The 21,444-nt window shown below is 53.2% G+C and carries 23 protein-coding genes and 1 pseudogene; 14 read left to right on the plus strand and 10 right to left on the minus strand.

What is annotated here, in order from left to right; translation table 11 throughout:
• Nucleotides 1–126: 126 nt before the first annotated feature.
• Nucleotides 127–2,967 (plus strand): class I adenylate cyclase, encoded by a 2,841-nt coding sequence (locus tag A7D21_RS04475; protein ID WP_053258625.1) that lies wholly within the window; start codon nucleotides 127–129, stop codon nucleotides 2,965–2,967.
• On the opposite strand, the gene rnk is transcribed toward A7D21_RS04475, so the two are convergent.
• The 3 genes from rnk to cyaY all read right to left on the minus strand — a co-directional run bounded on the left by rnk (nucleotide 2,964) and on the right by cyaY (nucleotide 4,074).
• Entirely contained in the window at nucleotides 2,964–3,374 is a 411-nt protein-coding gene (rnk, locus tag A7D21_RS04480) for a nucleoside diphosphate kinase regulator (RefSeq protein WP_053258626.1), read from the minus strand. The genes A7D21_RS04475 and rnk overlap by 4 nt on opposite strands.
• Nucleotides 3,375–3,505: 131 nt before the next feature.
• Complete coding sequence (locus A7D21_RS34155; protein WP_010207446.1) at nucleotides 3,506–3,724, minus strand: DUF1289 domain-containing protein; 219 nt, start codon at nucleotides 3,722–3,724, stop codon at nucleotides 3,506–3,508.
• A 2-nt stretch (nucleotides 3,725–3,726) separates the two neighbouring features.
• Nucleotides 3,727–4,074 carry an iron donor protein CyaY gene (gene cyaY / locus A7D21_RS04490; RefSeq protein WP_053258628.1) on the minus strand — a complete coding sequence of 116 codons (348 nt, stop codon included), beginning with the start codon at nucleotides 4,072–4,074 and terminating at the stop codon, nucleotides 3,727–3,729.
• A gap of 238 nt (nucleotides 4,075–4,312) precedes the next feature.
• On the opposite strand from cyaY, the gene A7D21_RS34165 reads away from it, so the two are divergent.
• From A7D21_RS34165 to A7D21_RS04515, 6 genes are read left to right on the plus strand one after another with little or no spacing between them, the layout of a single operon-like run.
• Nucleotides 4,313–4,474: a lipoprotein gene (locus tag A7D21_RS34165; protein ID WP_083272156.1), complete on the plus strand. Its 162-nt coding sequence runs from the start codon at nucleotides 4,313–4,315 to the stop codon at nucleotides 4,472–4,474.
• A 9-nt stretch (nucleotides 4,475–4,483) separates the two neighbouring features.
• Nucleotides 4,484–5,731: a diaminopimelate decarboxylase gene (lysA, locus tag A7D21_RS04495; protein WP_053258629.1), complete on the plus strand. Its 1,248-nt coding sequence runs from the start codon at nucleotides 4,484–4,486 to the stop codon at nucleotides 5,729–5,731.
• A 3-nt stretch (nucleotides 5,732–5,734) separates the two neighbouring features.
• The gene (gene dapF, locus A7D21_RS04500) at nucleotides 5,735–6,565 is read left to right on the plus strand and encodes a diaminopimelate epimerase (RefSeq protein ID WP_053258630.1); all 831 of its coding nucleotides are present in this window, start codon (nucleotides 5,735–5,737) and stop codon (nucleotides 6,563–6,565) included.
• Between the two features lie 13 nt (nucleotides 6,566–6,578).
• Complete coding sequence (locus A7D21_RS04505) at nucleotides 6,579–7,295, plus strand: DUF484 family protein (RefSeq protein ID WP_053258631.1); 717 nt, start codon at nucleotides 6,579–6,581, stop codon at nucleotides 7,293–7,295.
• A gap of 2 nt (nucleotides 7,296–7,297) precedes the next feature.
• Nucleotides 7,298–8,197 carry a tyrosine recombinase XerC gene (xerC, locus tag A7D21_RS04510; protein WP_053258632.1) on the plus strand — a complete coding sequence of 300 codons (900 nt, stop codon included), beginning with the start codon at nucleotides 7,298–7,300 and terminating at the stop codon, nucleotides 8,195–8,197.
• Nucleotides 8,194–8,889 carry an HAD family hydrolase gene (locus tag A7D21_RS04515; protein WP_069551142.1) on the plus strand — a complete coding sequence of 232 codons (696 nt, stop codon included), beginning with the start codon at nucleotides 8,194–8,196 and terminating at the stop codon, nucleotides 8,887–8,889. The genes xerC and A7D21_RS04515 overlap by 4 nt, the downstream gene beginning before the upstream one ends.
• Nucleotides 8,890–8,996: 107 nt before the next feature.
• Here the strand turns inward: A7D21_RS04515 and sutA are convergent, their stop codons facing one another.
• From sutA to glnK, 4 genes are all read right to left on the minus strand, one after another.
• Nucleotides 8,997–9,323 (minus strand): transcriptional regulator SutA, encoded by a 327-nt coding sequence (gene sutA / locus A7D21_RS04520; protein WP_053258634.1) that lies wholly within the window; start codon nucleotides 9,321–9,323, stop codon nucleotides 8,997–8,999.
• A 101-nt stretch (nucleotides 9,324–9,424) separates the two neighbouring features.
• A complete protein-coding gene (locus A7D21_RS04525; protein ID WP_017845176.1) occupies nucleotides 9,425–9,850 on the minus strand; it encodes a secondary thiamine-phosphate synthase enzyme YjbQ in 426 nt (141 codons plus the stop codon).
• A 211-nt stretch (nucleotides 9,851–10,061) separates the two neighbouring features.
• Nucleotides 10,062–11,402, minus strand: coding sequence for an ammonium transporter (locus A7D21_RS04530; RefSeq protein WP_069551143.1), 1,341 nt, complete (start codon nucleotides 11,400–11,402; stop codon nucleotides 10,062–10,064).
• Between the two features lie 35 nt (nucleotides 11,403–11,437).
• A complete protein-coding gene (gene glnK / locus A7D21_RS04535; protein WP_002555808.1) occupies nucleotides 11,438–11,776 on the minus strand; it encodes a P-II family nitrogen regulator in 339 nt (112 codons plus the stop codon).
• Nucleotides 11,777–12,197: 421 nt separating this feature from the next.
• Between glnK and A7D21_RS04540 the strand changes: the two genes are divergently transcribed.
• The 5 genes and pseudogenes from A7D21_RS04540 (at nucleotide 12,198) to A7D21_RS04560 (ending at nucleotide 15,234) form a co-directional block, all read left to right on the plus strand.
• On the plus strand, nucleotides 12,198–12,458 hold the full coding sequence (locus A7D21_RS04540; RefSeq protein WP_069551144.1) for an accessory factor UbiK family protein: 261 nt from the start codon (nucleotides 12,198–12,200) through the stop codon (nucleotides 12,456–12,458).
• A gap of 160 nt (nucleotides 12,459–12,618) precedes the next feature.
• Nucleotides 12,619–13,266: pseudogene (locus A7D21_RS04545) on the plus strand (magnesium chelatase domain-containing protein); the annotation flags it as partial.
• Nucleotides 13,267–13,411: 145 nt separating this feature from the next.
• A complete protein-coding gene (locus tag A7D21_RS04550) occupies nucleotides 13,412–14,017 on the plus strand; it encodes a DarT ssDNA thymidine ADP-ribosyltransferase family protein (protein WP_083272157.1) in 606 nt (201 codons plus the stop codon).
• A gap of 2 nt (nucleotides 14,018–14,019) precedes the next feature.
• The gene (locus tag A7D21_RS04555) at nucleotides 14,020–14,721 is read left to right on the plus strand and encodes a hypothetical protein (protein WP_069551146.1); all 702 of its coding nucleotides are present in this window, start codon (nucleotides 14,020–14,022) and stop codon (nucleotides 14,719–14,721) included.
• Between the two features lie 75 nt (nucleotides 14,722–14,796).
• Nucleotides 14,797–15,234, plus strand: coding sequence for a hypothetical protein (locus A7D21_RS04560; RefSeq protein WP_069551147.1), 438 nt, complete (start codon nucleotides 14,797–14,799; stop codon nucleotides 15,232–15,234).
• 11 nt (nucleotides 15,235–15,245) lie between these two features.
• Here the strand turns inward: A7D21_RS04560 and A7D21_RS35130 are convergent, their stop codons facing one another.
• Nucleotides 15,246–16,571 carry a hypothetical protein gene (locus tag A7D21_RS35130; RefSeq protein WP_141718196.1) on the minus strand — a complete coding sequence of 442 codons (1,326 nt, stop codon included), beginning with the start codon at nucleotides 16,569–16,571 and terminating at the stop codon, nucleotides 15,246–15,248.
• A 932-nt stretch (nucleotides 16,572–17,503) separates the two neighbouring features.
• A complete protein-coding gene (locus A7D21_RS36555; RefSeq protein WP_080377339.1) occupies nucleotides 17,504–17,851 on the minus strand; it encodes a helix-turn-helix transcriptional regulator in 348 nt (115 codons plus the stop codon).
• 717 nt (nucleotides 17,852–18,568) lie between these two features.
• On the opposite strand from A7D21_RS36555, the gene A7D21_RS04570 reads away from it, so the two are divergent.
• Both A7D21_RS04570 and A7D21_RS04575 read left to right on the plus strand, forming a co-directional pair.
• Complete coding sequence (locus A7D21_RS04570; RefSeq protein WP_069551149.1) at nucleotides 18,569–19,051, plus strand: hypothetical protein; 483 nt, start codon at nucleotides 18,569–18,571, stop codon at nucleotides 19,049–19,051.
• A 38-nt stretch (nucleotides 19,052–19,089) separates the two neighbouring features.
• Nucleotides 19,090–19,572 carry a hypothetical protein gene (locus tag A7D21_RS04575; RefSeq protein WP_069551150.1) on the plus strand — a complete coding sequence of 161 codons (483 nt, stop codon included), beginning with the start codon at nucleotides 19,090–19,092 and terminating at the stop codon, nucleotides 19,570–19,572.
• A gap of 97 nt (nucleotides 19,573–19,669) precedes the next feature.
• Here the strand turns inward: A7D21_RS04575 and A7D21_RS04580 are convergent, their stop codons facing one another.
• The gene (locus tag A7D21_RS04580; RefSeq protein WP_069551151.1) at nucleotides 19,670–21,334 is read right to left on the minus strand and encodes a hypothetical protein; all 1,665 of its coding nucleotides are present in this window, start codon (nucleotides 21,332–21,334) and stop codon (nucleotides 19,670–19,672) included.
• Between the last annotated feature and the right edge of the window lie 110 nt (nucleotides 21,335–21,444).

A 21,444-nucleotide genomic window follows, 5' to 3' on the forward strand; every position in this document is an offset into this window, starting at 1 on the left:
GGCGCTGCTGTTCAGCCGCTCAAAATTCTGACGCCAAAAACAATTTCCCTCTAAAACTCCTACGCTACTGGCTGTAAACTCCTACACGGCCGCCCATGTCGGGCCCTGCGAGCCACCGAGTTCTACATGACCCGCACCCATGAGATCCGCCCCGACCTGGACGAAGGCATCGACCGCAAGGTGCTGGCTCAATTGCGCGCACGCTTCATGGCCCTCAATGAAGGCCGCATGGCCCGGGCCGTCGAGGGGCTGACACCACGCCAACAAAGCGTGCTGACCCTGCTGCCGCTGTTTTTTCACGTCAATCATCCGCTGCTGCCCGGTTATGTGTCGGGCAGCACGCCGGCCGGGCTGTCGAACTTCGAACCTGACGCCCAAGCCCTCACTGAAGCCCAACGCCTGACCCGCTCGTTCTCCTACAAGGCACGCCATGGCAACCCGCCGCAGCCGATCCACGGGCTGTTTTTGATGGGCAGCCTCGGCACCCTGGCTCAGGCAGACCAAAGCGATATGGACGTGTGGGTATGCCACGCGCCCGACCTGGGCGAAAACGAGCTGGCTGAGCTGCGCAAAAAGTGTCAGTTGCTGGAAGCCTGGGCCCTGACCATGGGCGCCGAGGCGCATTTTTTTCTGATCGAGCCGACACGCTTTGTGCTGGGTGAACGCGACACACAATTGAGCTCCGACGACTGCGGCACCACGCAGCATTACCTGCTGCTGGACGAGTTCTACCGCACCGCAATCTGGCTCGCCGGGCGCACGCCGATCTGGTGGCTGGTGCCGGTCTACGAAGAAAGTCGCTACGCCGAGTTCACCCACGCACTGATTTCCAAGCGCTTTATCCGCGCCGATGAAACCCTCGACCTTGGTCACCTGGCCCACATCCCCCCCGGCGAATTCATTGGCGCCGGGCTGTGGCAACTGTTCAAAGGCATCGAGTCGCCCTACAAGTCGGTGCTCAAGCTGCTGCTGACCGAGGTTTACGCCAGCGAACACCCGCACGTGCATTGCCTGAGCCTGCGCTTCAAACGCGCGGTGTTCGCCAATCAGATGGATCTGGATGAGTTGGACCCGTACATCGTGGTCTACCGCCGCATCGAGGAACACCTTAAGGCGCGTAACGAGCCCGAACGCCTGGAACTGGTACGGCGCGCGCTGTACCTGAAGGTCAACCTCAAGCTCAGCGCCGGCCAACGCAGCACCAGTTGGCAGCGCTTGTTACTGGAACGCCTGGCCCATGAATGGGGCTGGGACCAGCGCCAACTGGCCCTGCTGGACAGTCGCAGCCAGTGGAAAGTGCGCCAGGTCGCCTCCGAACGCCGCGCGCTGGTCAATGAGCTCAATTACAGCTACCGCTTTCTCACCCAGTTCGCTCGCACCGAGCAGACTGTCAGCCTGATTAACAAGCGCGACCTCAATGTGCTGGGCCGGCGCTTGTATGCGGCGTTTGAGCGCAAGGCCGGCAAGGTCGAGTTCATCAACCCCGGCATCGCCCCGGACTTGGCCGAAGACACCCTGACCCTGGTGCAATCGCCCAACCGCAAGGAGCCCGGCCAGCACCACTGGGGCCTGTACAACGGCAACCTGACGGCACTGGAATGGGAGCACTTTGCGCCGATCAAACGCAGCCGCGACCTGCTGGAAATGCTCACCTGGTGCCACCGCAACGGCGTGATCGACAGCAGCACGCGCCTGGCACTGCACCCGGGCGTCAGTGACATGACCGAATTCGAGCTGTTCAACCTGTTGGGCAGCCTGCAACAGACCATCGCCCTGCCGTTGACCAGCGTCGATGAAGATCGCCTGTTGCGCCCGGCCGTGCCGGAAGACGTGTTGTTGCTGATCAACGTCGGCGTTGACCCGCTCAAGCATCACCGCGACCTGAATATCGTGATGACCACCGAGCGTACCGACTCCTTGAGCTACGCCGGCGTGCGCGACAATTTGGTGCTGACCCTGGACCAAGTGACGCTCAACAGCTGGAACGAGGTGATGGTCAGCCGCTACGACGGCCCCCACGCATTGCTCGACTGCCTGCGTGACTACCTCAACCAACTGCCGCCGGACCATTTGCCACGGCTGCGGGTGCGCTGCTTCTGTCACAACCGTGCGCAGTTCATTGCCCAGCGCGTGGAAGAAATCTTCGACACGGCGCAGAGCCTGCTGCTGGGTCAGTCCAATCACCGCTACCTCCTGCAAGTGCAGCAGCACTATCACGTGATGGAGCTGAGCCCAGGCCAGGCCACCCATGTGTCGCTGCCGACCCAGGACGCGCTGATCGCGTACCTCAGCGAAGAACTGGCCAGCTACAGCCCGCTGCACCTGGACGCCATGGCCCTGGAAGACCACGACCTGGCGCTGCTGTTACCCATGGGCCTGGCCGATTGTGTGCAGGTGTTCTACCGCGTCAATGAAGGCTTCGCCGAGCTGTATGTGCTGGATGAGTTCAATGCGCTGTGGCAGCAGCGCCAGCCGTTTCATGACGAACAAAGCCTGTTGGCGCCGTTGCAGCGTTTTCTGCAATCGATCATCTACCGCCGTGAAGCGCTATCGCCGCTGGATACGCCACAGACGCTGGGTGAAGTGCAAACTTTGTATTACCAACTGTTGCCGTCCGGCAGCCATCGCGCCCGCAGCATCGAGCCGCGGCCCGCCCCTCAAAACCCGGTCAATAAACCGTTTTATGACGTGCAGGCGATTATCGGCAAAGCGGCGCACGGCCAGGTAGGTATCACCCTGTACTGCAATCAGCGGGAGTTTTGCGAACTGGAGTTTGGCGACCAGTTGTTTGCAGTGGTCGCCCAGGAAATCGTCGGGCAGCGTCGGGAGACCGAGCGCTACCGCTGCTACATCACCGACCTGGACCTGTCGGGCCTGCTCGGTGATGTGCAGAGCCCGAGCAACTTGTATCTGCGCTACAAGGCCGAGCTGGAGCTGTCGCTCAATAAAGCGTTGAACCAGGTTTAGAGCGGGAAGGCGCCGCCATCTTTGGGCTGGCCTTCGACGCTGAGCAATTCAAGCTTGAGGGTCTTGCCACCGGGAGCTGGCCAGTCGATGTGCTGACCGACCTGCAAACCCAGCAAGGCGCTGCCGACCGGAGCCAGAATCGAAATCTTGCCTTCATCGGCATTCGCATCCTTGGGATACACCAAGGTCAGGTGACGCTCCTTGCCGCTGCTTTCTTCACGGCAATGGACACGGGAGTTCATAGTCACGACGTCTCCCGACACTTCATCGTGGCCGACTGTTTCTGCGCGGTCGAGTTCGGCTTGCAACGCTTCGACGCCGGGAAACTCATCGCCCAGGCGGTCGATCAGTTGCTCAAGACGCTGCACGTCAAGACGGGTGAGGATGATGGAAGGTGCGGTGGTCATGATTCAGGCAGACTCCTTTTTTCTGCACAAAAAAGCAAAACCCCGCCAGGAAAAGGCGGGGTTCTCACGGACCTCGATGATTTGAGGTGTACCCGGACACTACCACAGCGTCACAAATAAACAAGGCGGCCTCAAGCGCGCGCCCTGCGCTGCTCGGCCTCGGCACAGATCAGGCGGCGCCGGGCGTCGTCGGCAGAGCGCCATTCACGGATGTCTTCCACATGGCGGAAGCAGCCGAGGCAGACTTTTTGCTCGTCCAGACGACACAAACTGATACAAGGTGACGGCACCGCCGGGCTGACATTGCTGAACAACGGCTTTGGCGGGCGTACAGGTGCAGGCTGGGTCACAATCAATTCTCGTCGGGGTTCAGCTCATCGAAGCTCAGCTCGACGCCGGCCTGCTCCTGCGTGAGGCGCGCGAGCATTTCGCTGAGCAGCTCATCACTGGTATCGCACTGCCAGTTGTTGTCTTCTTCGTTGAAGTCGAAGTGAAAACCACCCGAACGGGCTGCCAGCCACAACTGACGCAGCGGTTCCTGGCGACTGAAGATCAGTTGAGTGCCGTTCTCAAACTTGACGGTCAGCACGCCGGCCGAGTTTTCCAGGTCCACATCCAGGCCGCTGTCGTCGAAAATATCTTCCAGCGTCTGCTGGGTCGAATCCACCAGGTCGTGAAAACGGGCTTCGGTCAAACTCATTGTGGCAACCTCAAAAGTGTCTGGTTTTGCTCAAGCGCCGCACGATACGGGCGAGCCCCGCTGATTGCAAAGGATACCGAGTTCATTACCGATGACAGTATGAAATATCCTCGACCAGCGTAGCCTGCTTCCCAACTATCTCGGCAAACCCCCGCCGGACGGGTATTCCGGCGCATAGGCAAGCTGGCGGGTGGTCGGTATACTCGGGCGCAATTAATGCATATTCAAGGATTTCGCCATGAAGCGCCTGATCTCTTCCCTTGCTGCGCTCGTCGCGGTCGCTTGCCTCGTTAGTGCCTGTGGTCAAAAAGGTCCGCTGTACCTGCCCGATGACAGCAAAGACCCCAATGACCAAGCGCAAACGTCGCAATCCAAAGCGCACAAGCACAACATCTATTAAGGGAAACTCATGGACGCTTTTAACTACCGGGACGGCGAGCTGTTCGCGGAAGGCGTGGCGCTGTCCGCGATTGCCGAGCGCTTTGGCACCCCGACCTATGTGTATTCCCGTGCGCACATCGAAGCCCAGTACCGTTCTTTCACCGACGCTCTTAACGGCGTTCCACACATGGTGTGCTACGCGGTCAAGGCCAACTCCAACCTGGGCGTATTGAATGTCCTGGCGCGCTTGGGCGCTGGTTTCGACATCGTCTCCCGTGGCGAGCTGGAACGTGTGCTGGCTGCCGGCGGCAAGCCTGAAAAAATCGTGTTCTCCGGCGTCGGCAAGAGCCGCGAAGACATGCGCCGCGCCCTTGAAGTCGGCGTGCATTGCTTCAACGTTGAGTCCACCGACGAGTTGGAGCGCCTGCAGGTCGTCGCGGCCGAGATGGGCGTTCGCGCGCCGATCTCCCTGCGCGTCAACCCGGACGTCGATGCCGGCACCCACCCGTACATTTCCACCGGTCTCAAAGAGAACAAGTTCGGCATCGCCATTGCCGACGCCGAGGACGTGTACATCCGTGCCGCGCAATTGCCGAACCTGGAAGTGCTGGGCGTCGACTGCCATATCGGCTCGCAGCTGACCACCCTGCCTCCGTTCCTGGACGCCCTCGACCGCCTGCTGGCGCTGAGCGAGCGCCTTGGCGAGTGCGGCATCTACCTGCAACACATCGACCTCGGTGGTGGTGTGGGCGTGCGTTATCGCGATGAAGAGCCGCCGCTGATTGCCGACTACATCCAGGCCGTGCGCGAGCGCACCGAAGGCCGCGGCCTGACCCTGATGTTCGAGCCGGGCCGTCATATCGTCGCCAATGCCAGCGTCCTGCTGACCCAGGTCGAATACCTCAAGCACACCGAGTACAAGGATTTCGCCATCGTCGATGCGGCGATGAACGACCTTATTCGCCCGGCGCTCTATCAGGCCTGGATGGATGTGACTGCGGTCAAGCCACGTACTGGCGAAGGTCGCAACTACGACATCGTCGGCCCGATCTGCGAGACCGGCGACTTCCTGGCCAAGGATCGTCAACTGGCCCTGGAAGAAGGCGACCTGCTGGCTGTGCATTCGGCCGGTGCCTACGGGTTTGTCATGAGTTCCAACTACAACACTCGCGGGCGTGCCGCCGAGGTGCTGGTGGACGGTGATCAAGCGTTTGAAGTGCGTCGCCGCGAGACGGTAGCCGAGTTGTATGCTGGCGAAAGCCTGCTGCCGGAGTAAGCCATGCTGCTGCGTTTTACCAAGATGCACGGGCTGGGCAATGATTTCATGGTTCTCGACCTGGTCAGCCAGCACGCGCACATCCTGCCCAAGCACGCTAAACAATGGGGCGACCGTCACACCGGCATCGGCTTCGACCAATTGCTGATCGTTGAGGCGCCGAGCAACCCGGAAGTGGATTTCCGTTACCGGATCTTCAACTCCGACGGTTCCGAAGTGGAACAGTGCGGCAACGGCGCGCGCTGCTTCGCGCGCTTTGTGCTGGACAAACGCCTGACCGCCAAGCGGCAGATTCGCGTCGAGACCAAGAGCGGTGTGATCGAGCTGGATATTCGCAGCGACGGCCAAATCAGCGTCAACATGGGCGAACCACGCCTGGTGCCGGCGGATATTCCGTTCCTGGCCACCGAGCAGGCCACCCGTTATGCAGTGGATGTCGATGGCAAGATTGTCGACCTGGCAGCCGTGTCCATGGGCAACCCCCACGCCGTCCTGCGGGTCAACGACATCAATAACGCCCCCGTGCATGAGCTGGGGCCAAAGATCGAACATCACCCGCGCTTTCCGGCACGGGTCAATGTGGGCTTTCTGCAGGTGATCGACCGTTCCCGCGCGCAACTGCGTGTATGGGAACGCGGCGCCGGTGAAACCCAAGCGTGCGGCACCGGTGCTTGCGCCGCCGCCGTCGCCGCGATCAGCCAGGGGTGGATGGATTCGCCGCTGCTGATCGACCTGCCCGGCGGACGCTTGTCCATCGAATGGGCAGGCCCTGGCCACCCGGTGATGATGACCGGGCCGGCCTCGCGCGTATACGAAGGACAGGTCCGTCTATGAGTGAGCCAAGCTAATGACCGATAAGCCTCAAGTACCCGCCGAAACGTCCCCGAGCGAAAGTCTGGAGGCCGCTGCTGTCGCGGCGTACCTTGAGGCTAACCCGGACTTCTTCGTCGAACACGAAGAACTGCTGCCCGCCCTGCGCATCCCCCACCAGCGCGGCGACACCGTCTCGCTGGTGGAGCGCCAGATGAAGATCCTGCGCGAGCGCAACATCGAAATGCGCCACAAGCTCTCGCACCTGATGGACGTGGCCCGCGACAACGACCGTCTTTTCGACAAGACCCGTCGCCTGATTCTTACCCTGATGGATGCCACCAGCCTCGAAGAAACGGTCATTGCCGTGGAAGACAGCCTGCGCCAGGACTTCCAGGTGCCGTTTGTGAGCCTGATTCTGTTCAGCGACAACCCGATGCCGGTGGGTCGCTGGGTCAGCGGCGGCGAAGCACAGACGGCAATCGGCGGCCTGCTCTCCGAAGGCAAGACCATCAGCGGCACCCTGCGCGAGCATGAGCTGGACTTTTTGTTTGGCGCTGAACAGCGCAAGCAGATCGGCTCGACCGCTGTGGTTGCCCTCAGCCATCAAGGCCTGCATGGCGTATTGGCCATCGCCAGTCGTGACCCTCATCACTACAAAAGCTCGGTGGGCACGCTGTTTTTGACCTATATCGCTGAAGTGCTGGGCCGGGTCCTGCCGCGCTTTACCACTGCCTTGCGCGCGGTGCGCTAGCCATGGACAGGCAACTGGACGCTTACTGCGCTCACCTGCGCAACGAGCGCCAGGTGTCGCCCCATACCCTGGAAGCCTATCGACGGGACTTGAACAAGGTCCTGGCGTACTGCGAAAAGCAACAGATCGCCAGCTGGAAGGCCCTGGATATCCAGAGCCTGCGCAGCCTGATTGCGCGCCTGCACCAGCAAGGCCAATCCTCGCGCAGCCTGTCCCGTCTGCTGTCGGCGGTGCGCGGCCTCTATCATTACCTCAACCGCGAAGGCCTGTGCGACCACGATCCGGCCAATGGCCTGGCCCCGCCCAAGGGCGAGCGACGCCTGCCCAAGACCCTGGACACCGACCGCGCCCTGCAATTGCTCGATGGCGCGGTGGAGGATGACTTCCTCGCCCACCGCGATCAGGCGATCCTGGAGCTGTTCTATTCCTCTGGCCTGCGCCTGTCGGAGCTGACCGGCCTGAACCTCGATCAGCTGGACCTGGCGGACGGCCTGGTGCAGGTGCTCGGCAAGGGCAGCAAAACCCGCGTACTGCCGGTGGGCAGGAAGGCCCGTGAAGCCTTGCAATTGTGGCTACCGCTGCGCCTTTTGACCAACCCGGCGGACGATGCGGTGTTTGTCAGCCAACAAGGCCGCCGCCTGGGGCCACGCGCGATTCAATTGCGGGTCAAGGCCGCCGGCGAGCGTGAGCTGGGGCAGAACCTGCACCCACACATGCTGCGGCATTCCTTTGCCAGCCATATGCTGGAGTCGTCCCAGGACCTGCGCGCCGTGCAGGAACTGCTCGGCCACTCCGACATCAAGACCACGCAGATCTACACCCACCTCGACTTCCAACACCTGGCGACGGTGTATGACAGTGCCCATCCACGGGCCAAACGCATCAAGGGCGGCGACTCATGAGTATCAAGCTGATCACCTTCGACCTGGACGACACGCTCTGGGACAACGTACCCGTCATCATCAGCGCCGAAGCGTCGATGCGTGAATGGCTGGCGACCCATGCTTCCAAGGTCGGCGATTTACCTCTCGAGCACTTCGCGAGCCTTCGCCAGCAGGTACTGGAGCGCCATCCTGAACTCAAATATCGGATCAGCGTGTTGCGCCATCGGGTGCTGATGCACGCCTTTGAAGAGGCCGGTTATCCACAGCCAGAAGCCACGCAGATGGCTGATGTGTGCTTTGAAGCGTTCATTCACGCACGCCACCAGCTCACGGTGTTTCCCGAAGCTGAACCGATGTTGCAAGCCCTGCGCGAGCACTTCCTGCTCGGGGTTATCACCAACGGCAATGCCGATGTGCAGCGTGTGGGCCTGGCCGACTACTTTCACTTTGCCCTGCGCGCCGAAGATATCGGTATCGCAAAGCCTGATGCGCGCCTGTTTCAGGAAGCCTTGCAACGCGGTGGGGTGAGTGCCAGTCAGGCGGTGCATATTGGCGATCACCCTGGCGATGACATCGCCGGGGCGCAGCAGGCAGGGCTTCGGGCGGTGTGGTTTAACCCGACGGGCAAGGCGTGGGAAGCGGATAAGCTGCCGGACGCGGAAATTCGTAGCTTAAACGAGTTGCCGCCGTTGCTTCGCAGTTGGCAGTAATGCCATAGCGGCAGCCCTTTTGTTCTGTGGTGACCTGCAGGATTGATTACAGGCATGAAAAAGCCCGCAGCGACGGCGGGCTTTTTCTTACAAGCAGGTGACTGACCTCAAATAGGTCGACTGCCGTACTTGTTATCCGGTTTTTTCGGTGGATCTGCCACCACGTTCGCCTCGACTTCCTGCACTTTGCCGCCTTTTGCGAGGAATTCTTCCATCGCACGGGCCAGCGCATCGCGCTCTTTGTTCTTGGCTTCAACGCTTGGCAGTTCGTCTACCGAAACCGCTGCCTTGGCTTTGCCTTTGGCCGCCGGGGCAGGTGCATCATCGCCACCGTCGTCGTCAGTAACGTCTTCAGCTGCCGCTTCAAGACCTTCTTCGGTCTCGTCGTCGTCACCTACTTCAAGGTCGTCGTTTTCCAGATCATCGTCGCTCATGTTCTACCTCATGACTTGCGAAAAGCAGATTAGTTATAGCCCAGCCTCACTCGCTGTCGAGTTCGCCGGAAAAAATCAACATCCACCGGATAACCAGTGGCTTATGCCCCATCACCGTGCAAGGTGGCGAGGACTTTACGAGCACCGCCATGATCACGGTGCTCGCCCAGATAAACACCTTGCCAGGTCCCCATTGCCAAGCGGCCGGCCTTGACCGGCAAACTCAGCTGGCAGCCCAGGAGACTGGCCTTGAAGTGCGCCGGCAGATCATCCGGACCTTCGTCGTTGTGTTCGAACCCTGCACGCCCTTGCGGCACCAGCGAGTTGAAAAAACGTTCGAAGTCACGGCGAACCGCCGGGTCGGCATTCTCGTTGATCGTCAACGAGGCCGAGGTGTGCTGCAGCCACAGATGCAACAGGCCTACGCGACAAGCCTTCAATTCAGGCAAGCCGGCAAGCAATTCATCCGTTACCAGGTGAAAGCCCCGGGGCTTGGCCCGCAGGGTAATCAGGGTCTGTTGCCACATACAGTTCTCCGCCCATCGGCGCGCATTCTAGCGCGCTCAGGAAAAAAACAAAGTGCCGAATACGCCTACATGCATGTAAGACTTTTGCACGGTGAAAAGTACTGTGTGCGCCCCATCACAAACTCTGTGCAAAAACCGGTACAGCGTCCTATCACTGACAAACACCAGACAAAAAAATGCCCGGCAAGCCGGGCATCTTTTTTTCGCGTACTTACAAGTTGTAGCCGCGTTCGTTGTGTTGCGCCAGATCGAGGCCGACAGCCTCTTCTTCGTCGGTGACCCGCAGGCCCATGACCGCATCCAGCACCTTGAGGATGATGAAGGTCACGATGGCCGTGTAGATCACGGTGAAGCCGACGCCTTTGCACTGGATCCAGACTTGCGCCGCGATGTCAGTGGTCGCCGCGTTGAAGCCGCCCAGGGAAGGGGCTGCGAATACGCCGGTCAGGATCGCGCCGAGGATACCGCCGATACCGTGCACGCCGAAGGCGTCCAGGGAGTCGTCGTAGCCCAGCTTGCGTTTCAGGGTAGTTGCGCAGAAGAAGCACACCACGCCTGCCGCCAGGCCGATAACCAGAGCGCCCATCGGGCCCACGGTGCCGGCAGCCGGGGTGATTGCAACCAGGCCGGCGACCACGCCCGAGGCAATGCCCAGTGCGCTTGGCTTACCGTGGGTGACCCACTCGGCGAACATCCAGCCCAGCGCCGCCGCAGCGGTAGCAATCTGGGTGACCAGCATCGCCATACCGGCAGTGCCGTTGGCCGCAGCAGCGGAACCGGCGTTGAAGCCGAACCAGCCAACCCACAACATGGCCGCACCCACCAGGGTATACCCGAGGTTGTGAGGTGCCATTGGGGTGGTCGGGAAGCCTTTACGCTTGCCGAGTACCAGGCACGCCACCAGGCCAGCCACACCGGCGTTGATATGCACCACGGTGCCGCCCGCGAAGTCCAGCACGCCCCAGTCGCCCAGCAACGAACCCGGACCGCCCCACACCATGTGGGCGATTGGTGCGTAGACCAGGGTGAACCAGACGCCCATGAAAATCAGCATCGCGGAGAACTTCATACGCTCAGCGAAAGCACCGACGATCAGCGCAGGTGTAATGATCGCGAACGTCATCTGGAAGGTGACGAACACCGCCTCAGGGAACAGCGCCGCAGGGCCGGTGATGCTCGCCGGAGTCACACCCGACAGGAACAGTTTGGACAGGCCGCCCACGAACGAGTTGAGGTTGACGACGCCGGCTTCCACACCCGTAGTGTCGAACGCCATGCTGTAGCCGTAAACGAACCACAAAATGGTGATCAGACCGGTGATGGCGAAGCACTGCATCATCACGGAAAGAATGTTTTTGGAACGAACCATGCCGCCGTAGAACAGCGCCAGGCCTGGAATGGTCATGAACAGCACCAGCGCGGTGGATGTGAGCATCCACGCCGTGTCGCCGGAATTGAGGACTGGAGCAGGGGCTGGGTCCGCCGCCAATGCCAAGGCCGGCATTGCGAGGGACAACAGGGCTCCTAGCCCTGCGAATTTACGCAGAGTCATATTGTTTTCTCCTGGGGCGTTGGGGGTTTGGCGGCTTAGATTGCGTCGGTATCGGTTTCGCCGGTACGGATGCGAATAGCCTGTTCCAGATTGACCACGAAGATCTTGCCGTCACCGATCTTGCCGGTGTTGGCCGCCTTGGTTATCGCCTCGATAACCCGGTCAAGATCCTTGTCGTCAATGGCGACATCAATCTTCACCTTCGGCAGAAAATCGACCACGTATTCCGCGCCGCGATACAGCTCGGTGTGACCCTTCTGCCGACCGAAGCCTTTGACCTCAGTAACGGTAATGCCCTGCACGCCGATCTCGGACAACGACTCGCGTACATCGTCCAACTTGAACGGCTTGATGATGGCAGTGACTAGCTTCATGAAAACTCTCTCCCGAATTGGTGGACTTGCCCCAGGAAAACAAACCCGTCTCAAGTCTAAGCGCAGTGCCTGGCTTTGTAACGCGTCGTCGCCTCGGCATTTGCCGTTGCGACGCCAGCGAACCACTGGTGACGAAACCTGTACCCCTGATCCGTCGGCGCACTGCATTCGTCACAGCGACTGCATCAGTGCATGGGTCATGATCGTCTAAGCAGAAAGCTTGCCAGCTCCGTAAAAACCACTGAAATCAGTCCGTTGCCCACTTATGCCCACCTGCGGGGCTTTATCGCGACGCCAATGCGCACAAAAACAGTGCATAGCCGCCCGGCCCCCTGCGCGAAAAGCGTGCGTCTGCGACCGTGAAAAGACTATAGACGCTGCGTGATACACTGCCCGCCAACAGTTTTCCGGAATATTTCCCATGCTCGCGCCCAAAGACCTCCTCGACGCCCTGAGCGGCCACGCCTCTCGCTTGTTCAGCGGCGACACCCCGTTGCCCCGCAACGAAATCGAAAGCCAGTTCAAAGCGTTGCTGCAAAGCGGCTTCAGCAAGCTCGACCTGGTGAGCCGGGAAGAGTTTGACAGCCAGATGGTCGTGCTGACCCGCACCCGTGCGCGGCTGGAGAGCCTGGAGGCGAAGGTGGCGGAGTTGGAAGCGCGGCTCGCACCCACTGCCGAGTAACGGTCACAACTCAGTCAACGGTGGGAGCAAGCCTGCTCCCACATGGGCTTTTTCGCTGCACCTCGGATACGTTCTGTAAAACCTCCCCCGCCTCGCTCTCCACCCCCTCGTCTACCCTTGAAAAACCGCAGGAAGCGGCCCTCTCTTTCAAGGAACGAGCATGTCCCTCGCTATCGTCCACAGCCGCGCCCAGATTGGCGTCGAAGCCCCTGCCGTCAGCGTTGAAGTACATATGGCCAACGGCCTGCCCTCCCTGACGCTGGTAGGCCTGCCGGAAACTGCCGTCAAGGAAAGCAAGGACCGCGTGCGCAGCGCCATCCTTAACTCAGCGCTGCAATACCCCGCCCGCCGCATCACCCTCAACCTCGCGCCTGCCGACCTGCCCAAGGACGGCGGGCGTTTTGATTTGGCGATTGCCCTGGGGATTCTCGCAGCCAGCGTGCAGGTGCCGGCGTTGATGCTGGACGACGTGGAATGCCTGGGGGAGCTGGCGCTGTCGGGTGAGGTGCGCGCAGTAAAAGGCGTGTTGCCGGCGGCGCTGGCAGCACGCAAGGCCGGGCGCACCGTGATAGTGTCTCGGGCCAATGCCGAGGAAGCGTGCCTGGCGTCGGGGTTGAAGGTGATTGCGGTAGATCACTTGCTGCAGGTGGTGGCGCACCTGAACGGGCAAGTACCGATTGAGCCCTACAAGTCCGACGGGCTGCTGTACCTGAACAAACCCTATCCGGATTTGAGTGAGGTGCAAGGGCAGCTGGCGGCCAAACGCGCGCTGCTGATCGCGGCGGCGGGCGCGCATAACCTGCTTCTTTAAAGCTAGCATTGGACCCATTTTTCCTAAGACCATAGTAGTGGCCTATGGACATTCCTTTTCGCCGGGATTAGGTTGAGACCGAGGAAACTCGTTTCCGAAGCTGGTCGAAACTTGGACACACTTATACAACAAGGAAAGTTTTATGGTTCAGCAAGTGGCTCGAAGACGTAAAATAGAACACTTAATTCATTTTACCCGAGTATCTAACCTAACTAGTATTCTTACGAACGGGATAATTCCACGTTCCACACTGCAAAACAACCGCATTCAGTTTTTACATAATGACGACCATCGATTTGATGACCGTGAAGACAGGACTTGTCTGTCTATTACTTCTCCAAATTACAAAATGTTTTACCCTATGAGGTTAAACTATCCGGCAGATGATTGGGCTGTAATTAGGTTAAGCCCAAACATTCTATGGGAACTCGACTGCTTATTCACTGAGACAAACGCTGCTACGAGATACATAAAAGACACACCTGATAACGAGTTACGAGGTGCCGTAGCGCTCGAAAAATTATTCGCGGGCGAGGAGATGAGGCAACAATTACAACTGAATAGTTACGACACTACTGACGTGCAGGCGGAAGTCATGGTTTCTGGTATAATACCGCCAAACTACATTATTGATTTGAACTTTACTTCTCAAAACAAGATCAAAAATTTGGTTGCACTACAGGCAATGGCTGGAGCTTTTCCTCAGTTTCCATGGAAAATTCGAGCACAGTATTTCTATCAGAGGTGACTATGGCTGAAAGACCCGTATTTATACCAGTGACGAATTCCGAATATCTCGTCAAAACCACCTTTATAACTTTTAACTGGTTTCCGGGGTTTTCAGTTGCACAAAAGCAAAGAAGCATCACTTCTTTGCACCAAAATATCTCAAAAACACTTAATATTGACAATATATTAGAAATATCCTCCAAGTCGCTCACTGAAGAAGGTGTAAATGCTAGCGCATTCAATTTAATGATTGAAACAAAAAAGTATAATAGAAAGTTTAGTGTCGAATGTGCATTTCAAGCAAGTAAAGTTTTCGAACATGGCGGCCCATTTGTTGACATCTTGGATAAAACGTCCAGAGAAGCCAAAAAAGACGAGCGCTTAAAAACTAGCGGCCGTCTTAGGGAATTTAGGTTTTATCAAAAAATCTGGCCTCTTGAACCGAAGACGCTATTTTATGACTGGCTGTATATAAACGCCCTTAGCAACAACGAGACTATTGCGAGCAGTATACTTCAACATGACTGCTTTACGGATATAGAATTCAATCACGAGCGCTCTATTAACTGCCAAGCATATTCAGCAGCGCTTTACGTATCTCTATCAAAAAAAGGTTTACTTGAAGAGGCCTTGAAATCTCCTTCGAACTATACGGAGATTATAAACAGCTACAAAATAGATGGCGCATACGACAACATTTCGAACAAGCAAAGACTTTTATAAATTTTCGCTTGGAATTTTTTCATCTTAGCTATGATCTATTTCAGGTAACCGGGGCATGCCGAGGCGAGGACCATCATGAGCGACGAAGAATTTATCAAACGCATTGAGTTTCTTGAAAAAGCTATCTTAAAGCATCCTGATAACATTGAGCTTATCATTAAGCATGCAGATCTGATCGCTCTGAAGATGAAGTGCGACATAGAACTTCAGAAAGAGAATACAGAAAAAAGCATTAAGCTCGCTGAAATTGAAGCGCAGCGACAGTCGACCGAGCACACAAACAATACGAACTTCAATATAAATGCCAACAATAACAGTGCAGCCACGCAACAAAATTACAACAACAACTGGTTCGGCATGCAAATGCACTCTTTGACTCAAAACGCGGGCATGGCAAACCATTTCATTTCAAATTGCCAAAACATTATGCCGTACATTACTAACTACACGCCCGTGGCTTTTGACCACAACCAAAATGCCAAGCCATTGCTAGGCATCGACAAGAAAGATTAATATTCTAACCACTACCTTATAAGTCGATGCCATACGTATGCAGGCCGAGTTTTCATAAGTTGATATTCGCGTACAGCAGGAATAGCCTCCACGGCTCCGGCGGCGGCCGACAGGAGCAACGAAGTCATAAGTGGCGCGACAGAGCCAGTGCTTATCGCAAGTCCTATCCCACAAAATGAAGCTAATGTTCCCTTAGCTAACCCCGAACTGATCTGCCCTATCGCACTGCGAACCTGATCAACCTGAGGCATAACCTCACTGTGGAAAAGAGCTTGGCATTTGCGATCAAACTGTTCAGGGCTCACCCCGTTCAATTCCTGACTGACTGAGATCAACGATCCGTTGAACCTATCAAAAGCGTGCGAATATTTGTCTCGAAGTTCTATTATTGTGTTGGGTGATTCGATGCTAACAAACTGCTCATTAACATTGAAAAATCTTACACAGGGAGAAATGACCTCTGCACTTTTAGAGTTGGACAAAGAAAGTAAAGTCGATTCAAAACTAGACTCAGTGATATAAGTGTGGCCTAGGCTATGGGCTAACGTAGTCTGATTATATATTGCCTTCAATCTAGCTATGATAGCTTGGTTTGTTGCTTGATAAGCCCAGCGCTGAAAATTTTCTTCGGCTAACACTGCGTTTCGATCCCAAGTTTGGTCATATAACAGTGTATTACCTTCACCTTTTCGAACATTTTCCATAGTTTGGTGGAGAAACAGCCCAACGCCTGAATACAAGACGTCATCCTTGAAACCAACATGCAATGCCGTCCGACGCTTAACATGTGCATTCTCCTTAAGGATTAACATTCCTCCGCGATCATCTGGTATTACAGACTTAAGAATCGCATGACTGTGAGCGAAATCGTGAATTTCGGGACTAATTGAGGATCTAAATGCGTCCTCAGAACTCCACAGAGGAACGCTATTACTCGGCTTATCATAAAAATCAATGGGATATACAGAAACCAGATCATTTCTAATTAAAGGATGAAGCCAACTGAAAAACTCTAGGCCTTGGGATAGTTTTTCGATGCTTATATTATCTGCGGAAGAAACTAATGGATCATTCAAAACAACTTTATCGTATACCAGTAACGATGATAAAGTATTTCCCTTTGAGAACTTTGAAGACCAAGTACTAAATTGGGCGCTCAATTTAGAGCCCGGTGAATACTTATCAATTTCAGAGTTAAGTGCGTGTTGCCTAGCATTAACGTAGTGTGAAAATCGCCTACTTAGCTCTTCACTGCTAACCTTTGAAATATCTATGACATTACCATTCGCTTTGAGCAGCTCACATTCGATAAGCAAGTCCAAGGCCTGATTACTCATATCACCCCCAAATTAATCGGCTAAAAAAACAAGACAAAGCACATAAGCTGTTACAAAGCTAGACCAAAACGAGCAGATTGTCACTTTTTATCAATCTAGAAAAACCAAGTCTGTTAGAGCCACTAGGTAAGATATCTGTTATCGGTGCTATTTTTGGCCCATATAGGCAGGATTTTTCCTTAGACCCACTTTCGTATTACCGAAAAGAAAAACGCTTTAGAACTGGCTAGTATAGGGTCAATACTCGTATTGAACTCATACGAAACGATAACCAAAGATTCAGATTACAAATAATTCCACAACATTTTTCGGTCGGCGTAGGTAGAAAAGCATAAAGTTCGAGAAGACAGGATATCTTGTAGAGAGGTTTTGACCAGAGAATTTTTTCATCTTAGTTATATACTATATCTTATAGTGAATAACTGCTTTTAAAAGCTTTCTACAAAGCTGACTGCGTCAGCTCCCAGAGGGATGCTATCCATAGTTTGCCTACCCCAGACCTCAAGCAAAAAAACTTTACTCAAGCTCTAGGGTAGGCCTTGGATAGCATTTGCTATCGTCATAGTCGTTAAATCTACGCTATAACTTTGGACACTTACAGTATGATTTGCTACTGTCTTTCACTCTGTCCAACACGTTTTCACGTGGCCTGCGAGTCGCTGAGTAAGAAAGAACCCCCGTTTGTCAGCTGTTTTTTAATAAGATTCGTACCAACTAGTCACAACCAGATACGTCACCAGCAAAGAAAATTTACATCCTTGCAAATCCAAGTAATCAACTTAGACCTTATTACTTATAAATATTGCACATAAATCGGACATGTCAAATTTTACTGTGCGAAATGTGTGAGAAAGTCAGACGGAAGAGTTCCGGCCAGTGGAGAATTGATCAAAAAAACTCTCAGATAGTACCGGAGCAAGCGAATAGAGGGGTTAACTACTACGTGACAAAATTGTGCGAGCACTCTCTACAATTTCTTTGAGGACCGCTGCATCAGAGGTGTGGTATGCAATATCGCAGAGCGCATGACGAAGATCGTCGTGTCCTTGCATTACAGCAGGTGAAGGAGGCGAAGCGAAAAATGCCTCCACCGTACACCCTAGCGCCTCTGCGATTTGCTCTAGTGCTTCAATGCTAGGCGCATAGCTTCCCCGCTCATAACGGCTAACGGTCATAGGTTCGCAACCTAGGGCCTCTGCGAGACCGGCCTGAGTCTGCTTCCTATCCAAGCGAAGAGCTTTGATACGCTTTCCAAGCGCCTTTACGGCTGTTTGAGTCATAGCAAAGCCTGATAAAAATCAGATACTTGCACCTTAGGGCCACGTCAAGAAGATCATATTCCGTATAGCTATTGCTCATTTATAGACATTTTTAGTATAGTGAATTATCAAAGGGATCGAGGGTCCCTCGCAGCCAAATACCGCAGGCGCAGGTATTGGTTATTCTCTCGCGTGGGTAGCGTGTTAACGCAACCCGGCAGCGGATAGCCCGCCTACAGTGCGGAAACTGGATCAACGATAGAGATAATCTCCAGTGTCAAATATTCCTCCCGTGGTCAATGGAAAATATATAAGTAGCGACGGTTATTTACACGACACTTATGCAGAGGCATTTGCTGCGAACCTGCGATTAGCTGAACGAAAAAAGCGGTACGGAAAAATTTCTAACCCGTGGAACGCTGCCGACCTGCTAGATGAGAACGATATATCGTTTATCACTTACACGCTAGGTACGATCTGGCTCTTAGCATTGTGCGTGCTAGGCTATAACTATCAATGGTGGCGGTTTATTGGGGTTGCTTCTCTATTCATCCCTATTCTATTACTTGAGATACTTGTACAGCGGATACCAAAGACGTTCCGAAAGATATTGTTCTTGGTGAGCACTATAGCGATTCTTCTATTAGTCCTTTATATGAGGCTCAAATAATCGCAGGCACCCCAACCATTCAAAAAAAGAATATTAATCCAGATTCGATCATTTAAAAGGCGGGCCTGATGAAAGCGATGACCAGCTCTATGATTCTGAGCAGCTTATTGTTCGCTACCGTAGCAGAAGCTGAAACGACGCAAGCTGATATCAATCTAGATTTCGGCAGGTTTGCGGGTTTTTGGGTGTACGAAGGCTGTGAAAAAAAAGATATCAGCGGCAAATGCTGGTTCATTATTGAAAAGAAAAAAGAGCTTTATGGCAATAAGGAATATTTTTCCTTTGCAATGCAAAAAGCCATTCCTGCAAAGGCTGAAGTGTTGGAAAAAATGTGCGGCGATTTTAAATATACGACAGGCTTTACTGTTACCAATCTACCAGACAAGGCCATTTGCATTAAAGTCATTGGAGCGGGCAATCAAGCGGAGCTGTATTACCCGGTTGGATACACCGGGCACGGTACTTACAAAATCAGCAAATCATCCAAGGAAGAATTCATGAAAAGAAGCGATGAAAAACTCAAAAATATGCGAAAAAATACAAACTGGTAAGTTCTGAAAAATACGTCAACAAGCTAGAGGCAGAAACCATGAATAAAATGATTATGTGGGTAGCAATTAGTTTTTCAATTTTTTCTGCTGGCGCAAGGGCAGAAGTTACACAAGCCGACGTCAACCTCGACTTTGGCCGATTTGCAGGTTTTTGGGTGTACGATGGCTGCGAAAAGGAAAACATAAACAAGAAATGCTGGTTCATTATTGAGAAGAAAAAGGAGCTTTATGGCGATAAAGAGTATTTCACTTATGCAATGCAAAGGGCAATTCCAGCGAGGTCTGAAGTGCTGGAAAAAGTTTGCGATAATTTTAAATATACAACGGGTTTTACTGTAACTAACCTGCCAGACAAAGCTATTTGCGTCAAGGTCATTGGGGCGGGCGATAACGCTGAGCTTTACTACCCTGTAGGATACACAGGTCATGGCACATATAAAATAAGTAAATCCTCTAAGGATGAGTTCATGAAGAGAGTCAATGCAGAATCAGAATTCTCAAGAAAAAAAGCCAACCGTTAACTTCAAATTATATATGCCCACTTTTGAAAAGCGGGCTGTTCTACATTCTATACTTATATATCTTCATCTAACTTTATTATAACTAGGCGCATAAGAATTATATTTCTGGAAGCCTTTCTTTGGATTTTCTTTTGGGTACTAGTTTCTTGAAGCTATTGCAAGCGTCCAAAATATGTAGCTTAAACCTATCGGTTTTAGTGTGTATTTTGTCTTTCGAAATATCAAGATGCTCCCGTTCTAAACGCTCACGCATGTTATACATATAATAAACCCTGTCACTCGGAGATAGGGAACAGAGCATTCTAAAATTTTTACTCTTGAACTCTGCAAATACGCGCTTCATATCTAGCTGCTCACTAGCTGTATGAGCCAGTAGAGCAATAGATTTTTCTACCGCCCAAACTTGGTCAGCTAGAGCCTTTCCATTCGCTTGAATATTTTCTAGTAGAGAGTTATTTTGGCTCTCCAGTATACGTTTCTGATTATTTAAAGCCTCAATGGCGGCTTTGGCATCATTGGACTCTTTCTCAAGCGCTAAGTTGTTTAAAATAATCAGGTTGGTTTCTTCTGCTAGCCGTTTGTTTTTTCTCACAAGTCTCAACCTTAGTCGATCATCAGAGGCTATATCCTTACGGAGTTGATCTCGTTGTGTTGTTAGAATATTCTTTTGCTGCTCCGCTTTTGCCAACTCGCTCTTTGACATACTCAATAGATTGAAGTCCCTCATTATTTTTGCCTTATGAGCATCTTCTGCTATTGCCTCAAGCTTTTTCTTATGAGCGTCTGTCTTCTCATGTATAGATGCTTCTATTCCATAGCCAAAATTGGTTAGTCTTTTATTTACGTACTCATAAACAAGCCGCTGATAAGACTCACCTATTGTCTGTGATGCTTTGAATGAATTGTTCGCTCTGGCAGGCTCACCTTTGCCTTTAAGGTATCTATTTACTAAATCAAGCTGGGCCTGCACTAGATCATATTGACCAGTCTTCGAATTCTTACCTGATATGAATATATGAGGGTGCACACCATTATTGATCTGCTCTAAACTAGACACTTCATCACCATGAAAAACGCAAGCTTTTATCTCGTAATCCGACAGGTATTTCTTGTGAAAGTCGTAAATTATACGAAGGTAATCAACAGGCTTTACTTCGCCAATATTGTTTCTGGCTGGGAATTTAAAAAAACATTCCTGAACCACAGTTTTGCTTTTGTGCAATGAGTTATTGTCTGCCGCAACGATCTTGTTGTGTAGTTCTATATACCGACCTATTGCATTTTTCTTGTCGTTTGCGCGCCTAACACCTATAGAATCGACTTCATCAATCAGAGAAGGTAATAACGCACCGTTCTGGTCTTCCAGAATGCGTTTTATAAGTATTTTTATTGCTTCCGGCTCATCCTCCTTGATTAACAGTTTTTTGAGCTTGTAGGCATATTTGGAGCGGTCGTCTTTGAGCTTTGACACATCTTGGTGGGTTTCTATATCACTCTGAACCGATTTCATTATCTCATCGACAATTGCTTGCCTATGTTCAAGCGTCAAACTGTCAAGCCTAACCATCTTGTTATTTTGAAGAATGAAGTTCCGATCAGACAAGTCTAAATTAAATTCAAGTTCCTTCTTCATGACTAAGCGTAAGCTATGGTCAAGTGAGCTTTTCAACTGAGATAGGCCGGGGGTATTTTTTACTTTACCTCGCTGGGCAGAGTAATTCATTCGTTTCCATAGCATGGTAGTATTTTTTATATCATTCATTAAGTCCTCATGGTTTGTTATCTTTCTTTTGCTTCTGCCGTTCCGGCAGGAACCCGTGAAATACTCTCAAGCGAAGCGTCTTTCCGCAGGAAAGTGTGAGAATTTCATCA

This window comes from Pseudomonas sp. AP19, assembly GCF_001728855.1.
GTDB lineage: Bacteria > Pseudomonadota > Gammaproteobacteria > Pseudomonadales > Pseudomonadaceae > Aquipseudomonas > Aquipseudomonas fluorescens.

Excerpts from the sequence above, each read along its gene's own strand:
- A7D21_RS04550 (WP_083272157.1), top strand. The coding sequence starts at position 13,412 with ATGGTTCAGCAAGTGGCTCGAAGACGTAAAATAGAACACTTAATTCAT.
- A7D21_RS04560 (WP_069551147.1), top strand. The coding sequence starts at position 14,797 with ATGAGCGACGAAGAATTTATCAAACGCATTGAGTTTCTTGAAAAAGCT.
- A7D21_RS04505 (WP_053258631.1), top strand. The coding sequence starts at position 6,579 with ATGACCGATAAGCCTCAAGTACCCGCCGAAACGTCCCCGAGCGAAAGT.
- A7D21_RS36555 (WP_080377339.1), bottom strand. The coding sequence starts at position 17,851 with ATGACTCAAACAGCCGTAAAGGCGCTTGGAAAGCGTATCAAAGCTCTT.
- glnK (WP_002555808.1), bottom strand. The coding sequence starts at position 11,776 with ATGAAGCTAGTCACTGCCATCATCAAGCCGTTCAAGTTGGACGATGTA.
- A7D21_RS04570 (WP_069551149.1), top strand. The coding sequence starts at position 18,569 with ATGAAAGCGATGACCAGCTCTATGATTCTGAGCAGCTTATTGTTCGCT.
- A7D21_RS04580 (WP_069551151.1), bottom strand. The coding sequence starts at position 21,334 with ATGAATGATATAAAAAATACTACCATGCTATGGAAACGAATGAATTAC.
- dapF (WP_053258630.1), top strand. The coding sequence starts at position 5,735 with ATGCTGCTGCGTTTTACCAAGATGCACGGGCTGGGCAATGATTTCATG.
- cyaY (WP_053258628.1), bottom strand. The coding sequence starts at position 4,074 with ATGAGTTTGACCGAAGCCCGTTTTCACGACCTGGTGGATTCGACCCAG.
- lysA (WP_053258629.1), top strand. The coding sequence starts at position 4,484 with ATGGACGCTTTTAACTACCGGGACGGCGAGCTGTTCGCGGAAGGCGTG.
- A7D21_RS04515 (WP_069551142.1), top strand. The coding sequence starts at position 8,194 with ATGAGTATCAAGCTGATCACCTTCGACCTGGACGACACGCTCTGGGAC.
- A7D21_RS04530 (WP_069551143.1), bottom strand. The coding sequence starts at position 11,402 with ATGACTCTGCGTAAATTCGCAGGGCTAGGAGCCCTGTTGTCCCTCGCA.
- A7D21_RS04575 (WP_069551150.1), top strand. The coding sequence starts at position 19,090 with ATGAATAAAATGATTATGTGGGTAGCAATTAGTTTTTCAATTTTTTCT.
- A7D21_RS35130 (WP_141718196.1), bottom strand. The coding sequence starts at position 16,571 with ATGAGTAATCAGGCCTTGGACTTGCTTATCGAATGTGAGCTGCTCAAA.
- A7D21_RS04525 (WP_017845176.1), bottom strand. The coding sequence starts at position 9,850 with ATGTGGCAACAGACCCTGATTACCCTGCGGGCCAAGCCCCGGGGCTTT.
- A7D21_RS04475 (WP_053258625.1), top strand. The coding sequence starts at position 127 with ATGACCCGCACCCATGAGATCCGCCCCGACCTGGACGAAGGCATCGAC.
- A7D21_RS04555 (WP_069551146.1), top strand. The coding sequence starts at position 14,020 with ATGGCTGAAAGACCCGTATTTATACCAGTGACGAATTCCGAATATCTC.
- A7D21_RS04540 (WP_069551144.1), top strand. The coding sequence starts at position 12,198 with ATGCTCGCGCCCAAAGACCTCCTCGACGCCCTGAGCGGCCACGCCTCT.
- sutA (WP_053258634.1), bottom strand. The coding sequence starts at position 9,323 with ATGAGCGACGATGATCTGGAAAACGACGACCTTGAAGTAGGTGACGAC.
- A7D21_RS34165 (WP_083272156.1), top strand. The coding sequence starts at position 4,313 with ATGAAGCGCCTGATCTCTTCCCTTGCTGCGCTCGTCGCGGTCGCTTGC.
- rnk (WP_053258626.1), bottom strand. The coding sequence starts at position 3,374 with ATGACCACCGCACCTTCCATCATCCTCACCCGTCTTGACGTGCAGCGT.
- xerC (WP_053258632.1), top strand. The coding sequence starts at position 7,298 with ATGGACAGGCAACTGGACGCTTACTGCGCTCACCTGCGCAACGAGCGC.